The sequence below is a fragment of the Mesorhizobium sp. WSM4819 genome (genome assembly GCF_055811215.1).
In genome coordinates this window covers 38,161-53,858 of sequence record NZ_JBVVQO010000023.1, presented here as the reverse complement: position 1 = coordinate 53,858, position 15,698 = coordinate 38,161, and the positions used below count along the sequence as shown (strand labels likewise).

At 64.3% G+C, this 15,698-nt stretch carries 13 protein-coding genes; all 13 read right to left on the bottom strand.

The window, feature by feature from the left end; genetic code table 11:
* Positions 1–14 precede the first annotated feature (14 nt).
* The gene (ftsA, locus tag AC0L18_RS20665; RefSeq protein WP_023798744.1) at positions 15–1,322 is read right to left on the bottom strand and encodes a cell division protein FtsA; all 1,308 of its coding nucleotides are present in this window, start codon (positions 1,320–1,322) and stop codon (positions 15–17) included.
* On the bottom strand, positions 1,319–2,260 hold the full coding sequence (locus tag AC0L18_RS20660) for a cell division protein FtsQ/DivIB (protein WP_473493962.1): 942 nt from the start codon (positions 2,258–2,260) through the stop codon (positions 1,319–1,321). Before AC0L18_RS20660 ends, ftsA begins: the two co-directional genes overlap by 4 nt.
* On the bottom strand, positions 2,248–3,174 hold the full coding sequence (locus AC0L18_RS20655; RefSeq protein WP_091594156.1) for a D-alanine--D-alanine ligase: 927 nt from the start codon (positions 3,172–3,174) through the stop codon (positions 2,248–2,250). The genes AC0L18_RS20660 and AC0L18_RS20655 overlap by 13 nt, the downstream gene beginning before the upstream one ends.
* Positions 3,175–3,475: 301 nt before the next feature.
* Complete coding sequence (gene murB, locus AC0L18_RS20650; protein WP_473493961.1) at positions 3,476–4,441, bottom strand: UDP-N-acetylmuramate dehydrogenase; 966 nt, start codon at positions 4,439–4,441, stop codon at positions 3,476–3,478.
* Positions 4,438–5,844 (bottom strand): UDP-N-acetylmuramate--L-alanine ligase, encoded by a 1,407-nt coding sequence (gene murC, locus AC0L18_RS20645; RefSeq protein WP_473493960.1) that lies wholly within the window; start codon positions 5,842–5,844, stop codon positions 4,438–4,440. Before murC ends, murB begins: the two co-directional genes overlap by 4 nt.
* Positions 5,841–6,968 (bottom strand): undecaprenyldiphospho-muramoylpentapeptide beta-N-acetylglucosaminyltransferase, encoded by a 1,128-nt coding sequence (murG, locus tag AC0L18_RS20640; RefSeq protein WP_473493959.1) that lies wholly within the window; start codon positions 6,966–6,968, stop codon positions 5,841–5,843. Before murG ends, murC begins: the two co-directional genes overlap by 4 nt.
* Position 6,969: 1 nt before the next feature.
* A complete protein-coding gene (gene ftsW, locus AC0L18_RS20635) occupies positions 6,970–8,121 on the bottom strand; it encodes a putative lipid II flippase FtsW (protein ID WP_091594150.1) in 1,152 nt (383 codons plus the stop codon).
* A complete protein-coding gene (murD, locus tag AC0L18_RS20630; protein WP_473493958.1) occupies positions 8,121–9,524 on the bottom strand; it encodes a UDP-N-acetylmuramoyl-L-alanine--D-glutamate ligase in 1,404 nt (467 codons plus the stop codon). Before murD ends, ftsW begins: the two co-directional genes overlap by 1 nt.
* 8 nt (positions 9,525–9,532) lie before the next feature.
* Complete coding sequence (gene mraY, locus AC0L18_RS20625) at positions 9,533–10,615, bottom strand: phospho-N-acetylmuramoyl-pentapeptide-transferase (RefSeq protein ID WP_023798736.1); 1,083 nt, start codon at positions 10,613–10,615, stop codon at positions 9,533–9,535.
* Positions 10,616–10,639: 24 nt separating this feature from the next.
* Positions 10,640–12,073 carry a UDP-N-acetylmuramoylalanyl-D-glutamyl-2,6-diaminopimelate--D-alanyl-D-alanine ligase gene (locus tag AC0L18_RS20620; protein ID WP_473493957.1) on the bottom strand — a complete coding sequence of 478 codons (1,434 nt, stop codon included), beginning with the start codon at positions 12,071–12,073 and terminating at the stop codon, positions 10,640–10,642.
* A complete protein-coding gene (locus tag AC0L18_RS20615) occupies positions 12,070–13,527 on the bottom strand; it encodes a UDP-N-acetylmuramoyl-L-alanyl-D-glutamate--2,6-diaminopimelate ligase (RefSeq protein ID WP_473493956.1) in 1,458 nt (485 codons plus the stop codon). The genes AC0L18_RS20620 and AC0L18_RS20615 overlap by 4 nt, the downstream gene beginning before the upstream one ends.
* A gap of 54 nt (positions 13,528–13,581) precedes the next feature.
* Complete coding sequence (locus AC0L18_RS20610) at positions 13,582–15,309, bottom strand: peptidoglycan D,D-transpeptidase FtsI family protein (protein WP_473493955.1); 1,728 nt, start codon at positions 15,307–15,309, stop codon at positions 13,582–13,584.
* A complete protein-coding gene (ftsL, locus tag AC0L18_RS20605) occupies positions 15,306–15,698 on the bottom strand; it encodes a cell division protein FtsL (RefSeq protein ID WP_023798732.1) in 393 nt (130 codons plus the stop codon). Before ftsL ends, AC0L18_RS20610 begins: the two co-directional genes overlap by 4 nt.

Genomic DNA, 15,698 nt, shown 5'->3' with positions numbered 1-15,698 from the left:
CTGTCCCCGCCAATTTAAAAACTGTCTCTCAACCACTGACTCATTCGATGCAGTTTTCCGCCTGTCCCGGTCATCCTGAGACCAGAAATTCCTTTCGCCGGATGGCTCTCGAAATTCGCCATCTGCGGGTAGATCAGAAGCCCGACCGGCGTCGAGAAAGCCGGCCCCTTGGCCGCCTCCGGCAAGCCCGCTACACCGAGCGGACGGCCGATGCGCACATTGCGTCCGAGAATGCGGCGCGCCGCCTCGGGCAGGCCGGAAAGCTGGCTGGCGCCGCCGGTCAGCACGACGCGCTTGCCGGCGGCGTTGCCGTAGCCGGACCTGTTCAGCCGGTCGCGCAACAGTTCGAGCGTCTCGTCGATGCGCGCCCGGATGATACGCGTCATCACCGAACGCGGGATCTGAAGCGGCACCTCACCGTCCTCGCCGATCGGCTGTATCGAGACCAAGTCGCGGTCGTCGGCACTGCCGGGCAATGCCGAGCCATGCATCACTTTCAGCCTCTCGGCGGCGTCGAGCGAAGTTGACAGGCCCTTGGCCATGTCCAGCGTGACGTGGTTGCCGCCGATGGCGATGGCGTCGCCATGAACGAACTTCCCTTCCGAAAACATCGAGATCGTCGTGGTGCCGCCGCCCATGTCGATGCAGGCTGCGCCCATCTCGAGTTCGTCGTCGACCAGTGCGGCAAGCCCGCTGGCATAGGGCGTCGCCACCATGCGCTCGACCGACAGGTGCGAACGGTTGATGCAAAGCTCCAGATTGCGCAACGGTGCCGCGTCACCCGTCAACACGTGCATGTCGACGCCGAGCTGGTCGCCGACCATGCCGCGCGGATCACGCACGCCGCGCTCGGCGTCCAGCGAAAAACCGACGGGAAGCGAATGGATCACTTCGCGTTCGGCCCGCAGCGCCTGCTTGGCGCCGGCGGCAAGCACGCGCTTGATGTCGGCCTCGTCGGCCTCATGGCCGCCAAGGTTGATGGTTGCCGAGAAGCTTTCGCTTTTCAGCCGGCCGGCCGTCATGTTGACGATCAGCGAATCGACGGTCAGCCCGGCCATGCGCTCGGCGGCATCGACGGCAAGCCGGATGGCGTGTTCGGCCCTGTCGAGATCGATGACGACACCCGATTTCACGCCTTGCGATTTCTGGTGGCCGATGCCGATCACCTGTATGCGATGCGATCGCCCGCGCAGCAGCATGCCGTCCTCGCGCGGCTTGAGCTTGGCCACCACGCAGCAGACCTTGCTCGAGCCGACATCCAGCACCGTCATGATGCCGGACCGGCGCGACGAGGCATCGCTGTTGCCGCCAAGCCAGCTCATATCTTCGTCTCCGGCTTTCGCTTCGGCATTTTCGGCTTTTCATTGAGCGCGGCCTGACGCTGCGTCGCCGCCTCCGGCGTCAACTGGACGACGAGGCGATCGGAAAGGCGCATGTCGACGGCGGCGATATCGCGCGTCAAAAGCCCGTTCTCTCGGTCCATCCTGAGCAGATCGGCGATCGCCTGGTCCTCGCCATCCTCGGGGAGCTTGACCGTGATGCCGTTTTCCAGCTTCAGGTCCCAACGCCGTTCGCCGATGCGGATGTAGCCTTTGATCCGTGCGGCAAGCTCTGGGTATTTCTTGATCCTGGCCAGGAAATCCGGCGCCTTGGCCGGGGCGCCGGTGCCGACGATCAGCGGCAGCAGCGACTGCTTGCCGCCGGAGAATGGCGCGATCACGGCGCCGGAGCGCTCGATGACCGAAAGCTCGCTGCCCTGCTGCCAGAGCGCGAAGGGCTCACGCTCCTCGATGCGCACCTCCAGCGTGTGCGGATAGACCTTGCGCACCGCCGCAACCTCGACCCAGGGCAGCGTGGCGATGCGTTCCCGCGCGGCTTCGGCATCGAAGCCGATCAGCGACGTCCAGCCATCGAGCTGCATCCTGTCGAGAATATCGATCTCGGAGGTTGCGCGGTTGCCGACGACCTTGATCTGGTCGACGGCAAAGCCGGTGCGGGCGGTGATGCCCTGGACGATAGCGTCGACATGCCCGCCGAGATAGGCGCCATAGGCACTGCCCGATACGAGCAGCGCCGCCGACAGCACGGCTGCGGAAAACGGCGGCACCTCGAAGTCGTCCTCGCCCAGACGCGCCAGCATGCGCGCCGGCCGGCGAAGCAGGCGCGGCAGCACGAAATGGTCGAACGACAACGCCACACCGAACAGCGTCGGCCCGGCCGCGCCCTTCCCCTTGCCCTGTCCCCACATCAACGCAGACACGAAGCGTCCTCCACCATCCAACTCAACAAATCGCCGAACGAGTGTCCCGCCTGCGCGGCGATCTCAGGCACCAAGGATGTCGGCGTCATGCCGGGCTGAGTGTTGACCTCGAGCCAGACAATTTCGCCGTTCTCGGAGTGTCGATCATCATAACGGAAGTCCGACCGGGAAACGCCCCGGCAGCCGATGGCTTGGTGAGCCCTGAGCGTCAGTGTCTGTATTTTTTGGTAAATATTCGGTGAAATTTTTGCAGGGCATTCGTGTTTTGATCCGCCCGCGACGTATTTTGAATCATAGTCGTAGAAGGAATGGCCGGTCGGGATGATCTCGCAGACGCCAAGCGCCACATCGCCCATCACCGCGCAGGTCAACTCCCGCCCGTGCACATAGCGCTCCGCCATGACGGTATCGCCATACTTCCAGTCGGACGAACCGATGACCTGCGGCGGATGCGACTGCCCTTCGTGCACGATGACGACACCGAAGCTCGACCCCTCATTGACCGGCTTGACGACGTAGGGCGGCTTCATCGGGTGCTTGTTCTGGATGGCGAAGCGATTGACCACCTTCGATTCGGCGACCGGTATGCCGACAGACTTGGCGATCTTCTTGGCTTGCTCCTTGTTCATGGCAAGCGCGGAGGCGAGCACGCCGGAATGGGTGTAGGGGATGGCAAGATATTCGAGGATGCCCTGGATGGTGCCGTCCTCGCCGAAAGGACCATGCAGCGCATTGAAGACGACATCAGGCTTGAGCTCGGCCAGCACCGACCCAACATCGCGCGAGACGTCGACGCGAGTGACCTGGTAGCCTTCCGTCTCGAGCGCATCAGCACAGGCTTTCCCCGAAGACAAGGACACGGGCCGCTCGGACGAGAATCCACCCAGAAGGACGGCCACGTGCTTGCTTTTCATTTCCCGTCATTCCCTCTCACGGCGGGCCCTTTCACGGCGGGTCTGCATCTCACGCCCCGGAAAGGGCCATACACTCAAACGCTCGGAGCAGCCCCTGCTCTGACGATTTCTGCACCATCGAGTCCCCAAGCCTCCCGGCAGGCAGCCCCTGACGGAAAAACGCTGGTGACGCGTCGAAACGACTCAAATCAGGAAACGCTTCAGGGCAGAGAATCAGAGAGTTGAATCGCTGGCAAGTCCTTACGATTCCGCGAGATTCACTTTCCGCAAAAACGGCTGCGAAAACTGTGTTGTTGAGACCTTACAGCAACTGTCCGAGGAATTCCTGGACCTCGTGCCCTGGCCGAAACTTGCCGATGCGCTTGATTTCCCAATGCAGCCGGATGCCCGACCTTTCGAGCACGCGCGCGCGCACCGTCTCGCCAAGATATTCAAGGTCGTAGCCGGTCGCGGTTCCCGTGTTGATCATGAAGTTGCAATGCATCGGCGACATCTGCGCACCGCCGATCATCAGCCCCCGACAGCCCGCTCTGTCGATCTCCTTCCAGGCCGAGGTGCCCTCCGGATTCTGGAAGGTCGAGCCGCCGGTCTTTTCGCGGATCGGCTGCACGGTCTCGCGATGATGCTGGACGGCGTCCATTGCCGCCTTGATCGCGGCCTTGTCTGCCAAAACGCCTTCGAACACCGCTGATGTGAAGATCAGCCCGGCAGGTGCTGCCGAATGGCGATAGGCGTAGCCCATATCGGCGTTGCTCAGCGTATGCACATTGCCCTTGCGGTCGAGCGCCCGCACCTCGACAACGCGCTCGCGCGTCTCGACGCCATTGGCGCCGGCATTCATGCTCAGCGCACCGCCGATGGCGCCCGGAATGCCGTGGTAGAACTCAAAGCCGCCTATGCCAGCCTGATAGGCGACAGCGGCAAGGCGTTTGTCGGGCGTGGCCGCGCCCGCCTTGATCGTGGTCGGCGCAATCACTTCGGCTTCGCCAAAGCCCTTGGCCGAAAGCCGGATGACGAAGCCCGCAATACCGCCGTCACGGACAAGCAGGTTCGAGCCGATACCGACGGTGGTCAGTGGTATCTCTTCGGGCACTGCTCCCAGGAACGCAGCGAGATCGTCTTCGTCGGCCGGCTGGAACAGCGCGTCGGCCAGCCCGCCGGCGCGGAACCAGGTGATCTTGTCCATCTCGGCATTGGGCGTGATGCGGCCGCGCAGGCCGGCAAGCCGGCCGCCAAGCTTGTCGATCAATGCCTGGCCACGCATCATGAGGCAGTACCGCCGAGTTCCCTGGGCAGCGCGTAGGCCCATTGGGTGATGTTGCCGGCACCGAGGAAGACGATGAAATCGCCTGGTTTGGCCAGGTCGCGGATAACCGGCGCAATCGCCGCGGGGCCTTCGATGTAGCGCGCGTCGCGATGGCCGCCGGAGCGGATGCGCGACACCAATGCCTCGGACGTCACCCCGTCGATCGGCTCTTCGCCTGCCGCATAGACCGGCGCCACCATCACCGTGTCGGCATCATTGAAGCAGACGGAAAACTCGTCGAACAGGTCGTGAAGCCGGGTAAAGCGGTGTGGCTGGGCAATCGCGATGACGCGGCCCTTGGTGGCATCGCGCGCCGCCTTGAGAACCGCCGTGATCTCGACCGGATGGTGGCCGTAATCATCGAACACATCGACGCCGTCCCACGAACCGGTACGGGTGAAGCGCCGCTTGACGCCGGCGAAGGACGACAGGCCCTTCCTGATCGCCTCGGCCGAAAGGCCGAGCTCATGCGCGACGGCGATTGCCGCCGTCGCATTGGCGACGTTGTGACGGCCGGGCATCGGCAGGCGCAGGCCTGATATCGTCGACTGGCCGCCGCTCTTGCGGTCGCGGATCACCACGTCGAATTCCGAGATCGGGCCATCCATGCGGTGATTGATGAAACGCACGTCGGCCTGTGCGTTCTCGCCATAGGTGATGACGCGCCGGTCCTCGATGCGGCTGACCAGCGCCTGCACCTCGGGATGGTCGGTGCACATGACGCCGAAGCCGTAGAACGGCACGTTTTCGACGAACTGGCGAAAGGCCTCGCGCACCTTGTCGAAGGAGCCGTAATGGTCGAGATGTTCGGGATCGATGTTGGTGACGACGGCAATCTCGGCCGGCAGCTTCAGGAACGTGCCGTCGCTCTCATCGGCCTCCACCACCATCCATTCGCCATCGCCCATGCGGGCGTTGGTGCCGTAGGCATTGATGATGCCGCCATTGATCACGGTCGGATCGAGCCCGCCGGCCTCGAGCAGCGTCGCCACCATCGAGGTCGTCGTCGTCTTGCCATGCGTGCCGCCGATGGCCACCGCCTGCCGGAAGCGCATCAGTTCCGCCAGCATCTCGGCGCGACGGACGATGGGAAGCAGTTTCTCGCGTGCCGCCTTCAGCTCGGGATTGGATTTCTTGATCGCCGTCGAGACGACGACCACTTCGGCATCGCCGATATTGTCGGCATGATGACCGACAAAGCACTCGATGCCCTTGTCGCGCAGCCGCTGCACATTGGCGCTGTCGGCCTGGTCGGACCCTTGCACCTGGTAGCCGAGATTATGCAGCACCTCGGCGATGCCGCTCATGCCGATACCGCCGATGCCGATGAAATGCACGAGGCCGATCGTCTGCGGCATCTTCATGCGTGCGTCTCCTTCCTGAATTCCGATACGCTTTTCTTCGACGCAATAGCCTCTGTCAGATCGGCGAGCAACCGTGCCGCGTCCGGTTTTCCGGCCGATTTCGCCGCCGCTGCCATTGTGGTCAGCCGCTCCGGATCGTCCATCAGCGCTCCGACCAGCGCGGCGATGCGCTCGGGCGAAAGCGTCGATTGCGGATGCACTTCGGCGCCGCCTGCCGCGGCCAATGCCGCGGCATTGGCGGCCTGGTCGTGGTCGAGCGCATGCGGATAGGGCACCAGCAGCGCCGGCCGGCCGATCACCGCGATTTCCGATACGGTCGATGCGCCGGACCGCGACATCACCAGATGCGCCGCAGCCATGCGCGCCGCCATGTCGGTGAAGAAGGGCGACACCTCAGCCTCGACGCCAAGGGCGGCATAGGCCGCCTTCACCCGCTCGACATCGTCGGCACGCGCCTGCTGGGTGATATCAAGCCGCTTGCGTTGTGCATCGGAAAGCTGTCGAACCGCCGCCGGCACCGCATCGGAAAAGAACTGTGCGCCCTGACTGCCGCCGAACACCAGGAAGCGGAACCGCTGCTCCCCGGTCGACGCCGCATAGGGCGTCTTTGCCGCCTCCAGCACTTGCGGCCTGACCGGATTGCCGGTCATCACCGTCTTGGCGCCTGCAGCGCTTGAATTTTCTGGCAAAAACCCGCCGGCGATGGCATCGACACGGCCGGCGAGCGCCCGGTTGGCGCGCCCCATCACCGCGTTCTGCTCGTGGATCAGCGTCGGCACCTTGCGCCGCGTCGCCGCATAGAGCGGCGGCAGCGTCGGATAGCCGCCGAAACCGACCACCACGGCTGGCTTGACCCGACCGATCACGGCCGATGCCTGCCGCACGCCGCCCCATATCTTCCAGAAGGCGGCGAGCACGGCGAACGGGTTTTTCGAGCCGATGGTCGCCGACTGGATCGGATGGATGCCCGCCGCCGGGAACTGGCCGGCAAAACGCTCGGCACGATCATCGGCGGCCAGATGCACCGTCCAGCCGCGCCTGATCAGCTCGTGCGCCAGCGCCTCGGCCGGGAAGAGATGCCCGCCCGTGCCGCCGGCCGCCAGAAGGATCGCGCCCCTCGACATTTCACTCCGCCGGCATGGCGCGCCGCGACGGCGCGAAGCCCAATTGCTTGCGCTTTTCCGGCCGCTTGCGCGTCAGCGCCAGCACCATGCCCATCGAGATGGCGATGGCGATCTGCGAGGAGCCGCCATAGGAGATGAACGGCAAGGTCATGCCCTTGGCCGGCATCAGCTGCAGATTGACCGCCATGTTGATGACCGACTGCAGACCGAAGACGGTGACCAGGCCGCCGACCGCATAGCGTGTGAAATCGTCCTGCTCCTTGAGCGCAGTGCCGAGGCCGCGCAGCACGATGAAGGCGAAGATGGTCATGATGAAGAAGCACATGATCAGTCCGAACTCCTCGCCGGCCACCGAGTAGACGAAATCGGCATGGCTGTCGGGTATCACCCGCTTGACGGTGCCCTCGCCCGGCCCGACCCCGAACCAGCCGCCATTGATCAGCGCATCGCGGCCCATATCGACCTGGAACGTGTCGCCCTCGCCGGTCATGAAGCGATCGATGCGGCCGGCGACATGCGGGAACACGGTGTAGGCGGCAAACACGCCGCCGACGCCGACAGCGCCCAGCGCGATGATCCACAGCCATGGCAGCCCGGCCATGAAGAACATCACCCCCCAGGTGCCGAGCACCAGCATGGTCTGGCCGAAATCGGGCTGCGCCACCAGCAGCGAGATGACGAGGGCCAGCAGCAGCATGGCGAACAGATTGCCTGGAATGTCGGGCTGGCGCTTGTGTTCGGCAAACAGCCAGGCGCAGATGACGACGAAGGCAGGCTTCAGGAATTCCGACGGCTGCAGCGACACTCCGGCGAGCGACACCCAGCGACGCGCGCCCTTCACCTCGACGCCGATGTAGAGCACCGCCACCATCAGCACCAGCGTGATGCACAGCATCGCCAGGGCCATGCGCCTGATCTGCCGCGATTCCAGGAAAGAGACGGCCAGCATCACGCCAAGTGCGGGAATGGTGAAGATGATCTGCCTCGTGGCGAAGTGGAAACTGTCCAGGCCGATGCGCTGGGCCACCGCCGGGCTTGCCGCGAAGGACAGCACGATGCCGAGCCCCATCAGCGACAGGAACGCGGCCAGGAACCAGCGATCGATCGTCCACCACCAGGTGGCAACCGGGCTTTTGTCGAGACGGCTTTGCATTATCGTGCCCCTCCGATGAGCTTCACGCCATCAATAGTGCACGCAGCTTGCCTGAAGGCTTCGCCGCGCACTTCGAAATTCTTGAACTGGTCGAAACTGGCGCAGGCCGGCGAAAGCAGCACCACCACCTCGCCATTGCCATCGTCCCTGGCCGCGTCGCTTGCCGCATGCTCGACTGCTGCGGCCAGCGTGCCGGAGATCTCGTAGGGCACCGCCTCGCCGAGCGTCGCCGAGAAGGCTGGTGCGGCCTCGCCGATCAGATAGGCCTTGGCGATGCGCGGAAAGAGGTCGCGCAACGGCTCGATGCCACCCTCTTTCGGCAGCCCGCCGGCGATCCAGTAGATGCGCGGAAAGCTGGACAATGCGGGCGCTGCCGCATCGGCATTGGTCGCCTTGGAATCGTTGATGAACAGCACATGGCCCATGCGGCCGACCTGCTCCATACGGTGCGCCAGCCCGGGAAAGCTCTCCAGCCCCGACTGGATCTCGCCCAGCTCGAGCCCGACCTTGAGGCAGGCGGCGAGAGCGGCTAGCGCATTCTGCGCATTGTGCTGGCCGCGCAGCGAGCCGATGCCTTCGAGAAAGGCGACCCGGCTGTAACGGCCGTGCACCGCCTCCATCAGATCGGTGCCGTCGGCGAAATAGCCGTCGGTCAGCGGCAGGCGCTTCGAAATGCGGATGACGTGCCGGCCTGCCCGCTCCAGCCGGTCGGCGAGCTGGGCGCACCAGGAATCGTCGACGCCGACGATGGCCGTTTCGCTGCCGGCCGCCAGCCGCTCCTTGATCGCGGCGTAGTGCTGCATCGTGCCATGACGGTCGAGATGATCGGGCGTTAGGTTGAGCAGGACGCCGGCGGTCGGATTGATCGAGGGCGCCAGGTCTATCTGGTAGGACGAGCATTCCACGACATAGTGCCGCCCCGGTTCCGGCGGATCGAGGGTCATCACCGCGCGGCCGATATTGCCGCCCATCTGCGTGTCGCGTCCGGCCGATTTCAGGATATGCGCCGTCAGCGCCGTGGTCGTCGATTTGCCGTTGGTGCCGGTTATGGCGATGAAGGGTGCAGCCGGCGCCAGCAAGGTCCGCTGCCGGCAGAACAGCTCGATGTCGCCAATGATCTCGACGCCTGAAGCGCGCGCCAGTTCCACTGTCCAGTGCGGCTTCGGATGCGTCAGCGGCACGCCGGGCGACAGCACGAAGGCCGAGAACTTCGCCCAGTCGGCGCCACGCAGGTCGCCGGTTCCGATACCGACGGCCGCGGCATTGGCGACACTGCCGGGATTGTCGTCCCAGGCGAGCACCTCCGCCCCGCCCTCGATCAACGCGCGCGCAGTGGCGATCCCCGAGCCGCCGAGCCCGAAGAGCGAAACGCGCTTGCCTGCGAAGGACGCGGCGGGGATCAAGCGGCCTCCTATCGGAGCTTGAGGGTCGACAAGCCGACCAGCGCCAGGATTACGGCGATGATCCAGAAGCGGATCACCACCTGGCTTTCGGTCCAGCCGAGCTTTTCGAAATGATGGTGGATCGGCGCCATCAGGAACACCCGCTTGCCGGTCATCTTGAAGTAGCCGACCTGGATGATGACCGACAGGATCTCGACGACGAACAGGCCGCCGACGATGACCAGCACGATTTCGTGCTTGGTGGCAACCGCAACCGTGCCGATCAGCCCGCCAAGCGCCAGCGAGCCGGTATCGCCCATGAAGATCGCCGCCGGCGGTGCGTTGAACCACAGGAAGCCGAGGCCGGCGCCGATCACTGCGCCGAGGACCACCGCCAATTCACCGGTGCCGGGCACGAAATGGATCTGCAGATACTCGGCGAACACCGCATTGCCGGACAGGTAGGCGATGACGCCGAAGGACGCCGCCGCGATCATGATCGGCACGATCGCCAGGCCGTCGAGGCCATCGGTCAGGTTCACCGCGTTGCCGGCGCCGACGATGACGAAGCACGAGAACGGGATGAAGAACCAGCCGAGATTGATGAGGAACTCCTTGGCGAAGGGGAAGGTCAGCGACGACGAGAACGGCGCCTGGCCGTTGTGCATGATCACCCAGGCGGCGATGCCGGCGATGACGAATTCAAGCCCCAGCCGCGCCTTGCCGGAAAAGCCGAGATGCGATTGCTTCGTCACCTTGAGATAATCGTCGTAGAACCCGATCGAGCCGAAACCCAGGGTCACCAGCAGCACCACCCAGACATAGATGCTGGACAGGTTCGCCCACAGCAGCGACGAGCCGATGATGCCGCACAGGATCATCAGCCCGCCCATGGTCGGCGTGCCGGCTTTCTTGAAATGCGTCTGCGGCCCGTCGGCACGGATCGGCTGGCCCTTGCCCTGCCGCAGCCTCAGCGAATTGATGATGGCCGGGCCGAAGATGAAGACGATCAGCGCCGCGGTGATCAGCGCGCCGCCGGTGCGGAAGGTTATGTAGCGGAAGACGTTGAAGACCGAGATCTTGTCCGCGAATTCGACGAGCAGTGTGAACATGCGATTCGGTCCCCGGACCTGGCTCTAGGTCTGTTTGGCGGTTGCGGCTGCCGCCGGAAATTTGCTGAGCAGTGCGTCGACCAGTTTGGAAAACCCGATGCCTTTCGACGATTTGATCATCACCACGTCGCCCGGCTTCAGCGCCGACAGAAGCACCAGTTTCAGATCCTCTGCGCCGGCGCGATACTCTGTCTCGATCTCATCAGGCAAGATGTCAGCCAGCGCCCGCATTTGCGGGCCGGCGAGAAACACCGTGCGCGTCTCGGTGCCGATGATGAGATCGGCAAGGGCAGCGTGCAGCTTCGCCGAATGATCGCCGAGCTCGAGCATGTCGCCGAGCACCGCGATGCGCCTGCCTTCGCCTGACACCGGCGTCGCATTGAGCAGCGCCATCGCTGCGCTCATCGACGCCGGATTGGCGTTGTAGCTCTCGTCGATCAGCGTGATCGGACCTTTCGGGTGGCGCAGCACATGGCGCTTGCCGCGTCCGCGTTCGGCCGAAAGATCGGCCAGCGCCAGCGCCACCCTGGCGATGTCGGCCCCGACCAGGTGCGCGGCGCCCAGCACAGCCAGCACATTCTGCACCATGTGTCGGCCCGGCGCGCCGACCCTGGCGGTGATCTCCTGACCGCCGATCTTGGCGGTGATGACGGAATGATCGGCATGCAGCGCGCATGTCAGCAGCTTGAAGGTTGCACGGGCATTCTCGCCAAAGCCGTAGATGTGCTCGACGCCGGCGGTTCTCGCCATCTTGTCCAGAAGCTTCCAGCGCGGGTCGTCGCGGTTGAGAAGGACGGCGCCGTCCGGTTCCAGTCCTTCGAAAATCTCGGCCTTGGCCTTGGCGATCTCGTCCAGATTGCGGAAGAAGCCGAGATGTGCCGCGGCGATCAGCGTGACGATGGCGACTTGCGGCCGGACCATCCTGGCCAGTGGCCGGACCTCGTCGGGATGGTTCATGCCGATCTCGAACACGGCATAGTCGCAATCCACAGGCATCCGCGCCAGCGTCAGCGGCACGCCCCAGTGGTTGTTGAAAGACTGCGCCGATGCGTGCACCTTGCCGACCACTGACAGCACATGGCGCAGCGCTTCCTTGGTGGTGGTCTTGCCCGCCGAACCGGTCACCGCGATGATCTTGGCATTCGAGCGCGCGCGGGCGGCCAGCCCCAGCTTTTCCAGCGCGGCCAAGACGTCCTGCACGACGATCATCGGCGCCGTCAGCCGCCCGAGCGACGGCAGCTTGCCCTCGGCGACGACCAGCACGCCGGCGCCGGCCTTGATGGCGGCGGTCGCGAAATCATGGCCGTCCATCGCCTCGCCCTTGATCGCGAAGAAAGCATCGCCCGGCTCAAGGCTGCGGCTGTCGATCGAGATGCCGCTGATACCCTCCGGCATCGGACCGAGCGGTCGTCCGCCCATGGCGGCGACGAGATCCTCTGAGGTCCACAGGAAGCTCATGCGGCGTGCTCCTGGAGCGCGGCGCGGACTTCCTCATGGTCGGAAAAATGCAGCGTTTCGGCGCCGACGGTCTGGCCTTCCTCATGCCCCTTGCCGGCCACGATCAGCGTATCGCCGGCATGGAGCATGGCGACTGCCTGGTGGATCGCCTTGCGCCGGTCACCGATCTCGATGGCGCCGGGTGCAGCGGCAAGAATCGTGGCACGGATCGTTTCGGGCACTTCCGAGCGCGGATTGTCGTCGGTGACGATGACGACATCGGCGAGCCGCGTGGCGATCTCGCCCATGATCGGACGCTTGCCACGGTCGCGGTCGCCGCCGCAGCCGAACACGACGATGACGCGGCCGGTGGTGAACGGCCGGACCGAAGCCAACACGTTTTCCAGCGCGTCCGGCTTGTGCGCGTAATCGACATAGACGGGCGCACCGTTGGCAGCGGTGCCAACAAGGTCCAGCCGGCCCGGGGCGCCCTTCAATTTCTCCAACGCCATCAGGGCTTTGGCGGCAGGTGTTCCAGTAGAAATGGCGAGGCCCGCCGAAACCAGGGCATTGGCGATCTGGAAATCGCCGGCCAGCGGCAGATCGATCTCGTAGAGAACGCCATCGACTTCCACCTCGGCACGCTGGCGGTGGCGCTCGTGCTCGACCCGCTTCAGTGTCAGGAACCCGCCGTGGCGGCCGACCGTCAGCACATCAAGTCCCGCGGCCCTTGCCGCCTGGATCGTCGGCTCCGACCAGGGATCGTCGGCAAAGATGACGGCCGGCGCGCCCTTCGGCAGCAGCGCGTCGAACAGGCGCAGCTTGGCGCGATGATAGTCCTCGACTGTCGGATGATAGTCCAAATGATCGCGGCCGAGATTGGTGAACCCGCCGGCTGCGAGTTTCACGCCGTCAAGCCGGCGCTGATCGAGACCATGGCTGGAGGCCTCCATCGATGCGTGGGTGACGCCGGCATCCGCCAGTTCGCGCAGCAGCCTGTGCAGGTCGACCGGGTCGGGGGTGGTCAGCGAGCCGTACTCGTTGCGGCCCGGCGCCACCACGCCGGTCGTGCCGATCGAAGCAGCGGCAAAGCCTGACTGCTCCCAGATCTGCCTGGTGAAAGCCGCAACCGATGTCTTGCCGCTGGTTCCGGTCACCGCGACCATGGTTTGCGGCTGCCTGCCGAAGTAGCGGGCCGCACTCAGCGCCAGCGCAAGGCGCGGATCGTCGACGGCGAAAACCGGAACCGGCAGTCCGGTGACGGCGCCGCTGCCCTTGCCGGTCACGATCGCTGCGGCGCCGCGCTTGGCGGCATCGGCGGAATAGGCCGCGCCATCGGTCTTGGTGCCAGCGAGCGCGAAGAAGACCACGCCCGGTCCTACCTGGCGGGAATCCGAAGAAATCCCGGTAACCTCCGTATCGAAGGACGCTGTCCCCTCGACAGGCAGGATACCGGCTAGGTCTTTCAGCTTCATCGAACCCCGTTCATAGCAACAAAATAGCGCGCAGTTGCCGGCGCGCCCTCAGAATCACTGATAGGAAACCAGCGTTGCGCCATTTTCATGGCTGAAATCTGGCTTCACGCCAAGCATGGAAGCCGAACGTCGGATAATGTTTGCAGCCATGGCGCCAGCATTCGAGGCGGCCGTCGCACCCATGCCGGGTTTTTCCGGCTTCGGTTCGTCGGCGATGGTAAGCACGATGTATTGCGGATCATCCATCGGGAAAGCCGCGACGAAGGCGTTGAAGTTCTTGTCCTTTGAGTAGCGGCCGTTGACAACCTTCTCGGCCGTTCCCGTCTTGCCGCCGACGCGATAACCTGGAACCCTGGCGTTCCTGCCTGAGCCTTTCTCGGCATTGAGTGCATAGAGATAGCGCATGTTCTCGGAGGTCTTGTCGCTGACGACTTTCTTGGCCACCGACATCGCCTGTTCCTGCGCCCGTCTCAGGAATGTCGGCTGGATCAGATAGCCGCCGTTCATCAGCGCGGCACAGCCGACCGCCGTCTGCAGCGGCGTCGTCGACACACCGTGACCAAAGGCGATGGTGATCGAATGGACCTGTTTCCAGACCTTTGGCTCGGTCGGGCGGGCGACCTCAGGCAGTTCCGTCTGCATTCTCTCGAGGATGCCCAGGCGATGCAGGAATTCGCGGTGCCCCTCGATGCCGACCGCTTCGGCTTCCTTGGCCGAACCGATGTTGGACGAATAGATAAACACTTCGGGCACCGACAGCACCCGGGACTTGCCATGAAAATCATGGATGGTCTGGCGGCCGATCCTGATCGGGCGCGTAGCGTCGAAACGGCTTTCCAGCGTCACTTTGCCGGAATCGAGCGCCATGGCGGTGGTAAAGCTCTTCAAGGTCGAGCCCATCTCGTAGAGCCCGGCCGACATGCGGTTCAAGCGGTCCTTGTCGTGCGCATTATAGGGGTTGTTCGGATCGAAGTCCGGAACCGAGGCCATCGCGACCACTTCGCCGGTCTTGACGTTGAGAACGACGGCCCCCGCCGCGATTGCGCGGTATTTTTCCATGCCGGTAGCGACCTCGTCACGCACGATATGCTGGACGCGCAGGTCGATCGAAAGCTGCACCGGCTTCAGATCCTTGGCCACCGCTAGGCCGGACGCCTGAAGATCGCTCAGCCCCTGTTCGTCGATGTATTTCTCCATGCCGGAGATGCCCTGGTTGTCGATGTTGGTGAGGCCGACAATGTAGGACGAGGTTTCGCCGGCCGGGTAGAAGCGGCGCTTTTCGGTGCGGAAGCCGATGCCGGGAATGCCGAGCTGCAGAATCTCCGATTGTTGCTTGGGCGTCAGTTGCCGCTGCAGCCAGACGAAGCCGGCGCCGCTCTTCAGCTTGTGATAGGTCTGCTCGTAGTCGATTTCGGGAAGCACCGTCGCCAGTTTTTCGATCGCCTCGTCGGCGTCGACAATGCGGCGCGGTTCGGCAAACAGCGACGCCGTCTTGATGTCGGTCGCCAGAACTTCGCCGTTGCGGTCGACGATGTCGGGCCGCGACGCCGTCACCCGGCTCTGCGGACCGCCGGACAGGTCGGGGTTCTGGAAACCGAGATAGACCAGCCGCCCGGTGATGGTCAGATAGATGCCCAAAAACACCGCCATCGTCATCACGACGCGGGTCCTGCCCTTGCCGCCGGTCGCCTTGCGGGCGCCTTCGACCACAATCGATCCGTCGTCGCCGGACTTGGCGCGGCGCGTCAGCAGACTGGTGATCACTGGAAGTCTGGCGATCATTGGACGATGCCTCCGGTGACCACGGGGTCGTTGCCCATTGGTTCCTTGCTGGAACTGTCGGCCATGCCGCCCAGCCGCTCGGACGAAAGGTCCTCGATGGTGAGGGGTTTTGCCGGCAGATCGTCCAGCCCGATGATCTGGCGGGCGCTGACCGGCTCGAGCTCGAGTTGCGATTTATAGGTCTCGGCCAGCTTTTGCAGGCGCGACGGTTGGGTAAGCAGGCTCCAGTCCGCCTTGAGGAGATCGATCGTATCCTCCTCGTAGCGGATCTGCGCCTGGATCTTGTGCACCGCCGCCAATTGTTCCTCGGCCTCGCGCTTGGTCTTGAAGGTCAAGGCCGCGGCCGAAACCATGACGGCGATAAGGACTATGTCGCTGGTACGAAACAC

Coding starts and splice junctions, on each gene's coding strand:
- ftsW (WP_091594150.1), bottom strand. CDS start 8,121: ATGCAAAGCCGTCTCGACAAAAGCCCGGTTGCCACCTGGTGGTGGACG.
- murB (WP_473493961.1), bottom strand. CDS start 4,441: ATGATGCGTGGCCAGGCATTGATCGACAAGCTTGGCGGCCGGCTTGCC.
- AC0L18_RS20655 (WP_091594156.1), bottom strand. CDS start 3,174: ATGAAAAGCAAGCACGTGGCCGTCCTTCTGGGTGGATTCTCGTCCGAG.
- mraY (WP_023798736.1), bottom strand. CDS start 10,615: ATGTTCACACTGCTCGTCGAATTCGCGGACAAGATCTCGGTCTTCAAC.
- murC (WP_473493960.1), bottom strand. CDS start 5,844: ATGAAGATGCCGCAGACGATCGGCCTCGTGCATTTCATCGGCATCGGC.
- ftsA (WP_023798744.1), bottom strand. CDS start 1,322: ATGAGCTGGCTTGGCGGCAACAGCGATGCCTCGTCGCGCCGGTCCGGC.
- AC0L18_RS20620 (WP_473493957.1), bottom strand. CDS start 12,073: ATGAGCTTCCTGTGGACCTCAGAGGATCTCGTCGCCGCCATGGGCGGA.
- murG (WP_473493959.1), bottom strand. CDS start 6,968: ATGTCGAGGGGCGCGATCCTTCTGGCGGCCGGCGGCACGGGCGGGCAT.
- AC0L18_RS20615 (WP_473493956.1), bottom strand. CDS start 13,527: ATGAAGCTGAAAGACCTAGCCGGTATCCTGCCTGTCGAGGGGACAGCG.
- AC0L18_RS20610 (WP_473493955.1), bottom strand. CDS start 15,309: ATGATCGCCAGACTTCCAGTGATCACCAGTCTGCTGACGCGCCGCGCC.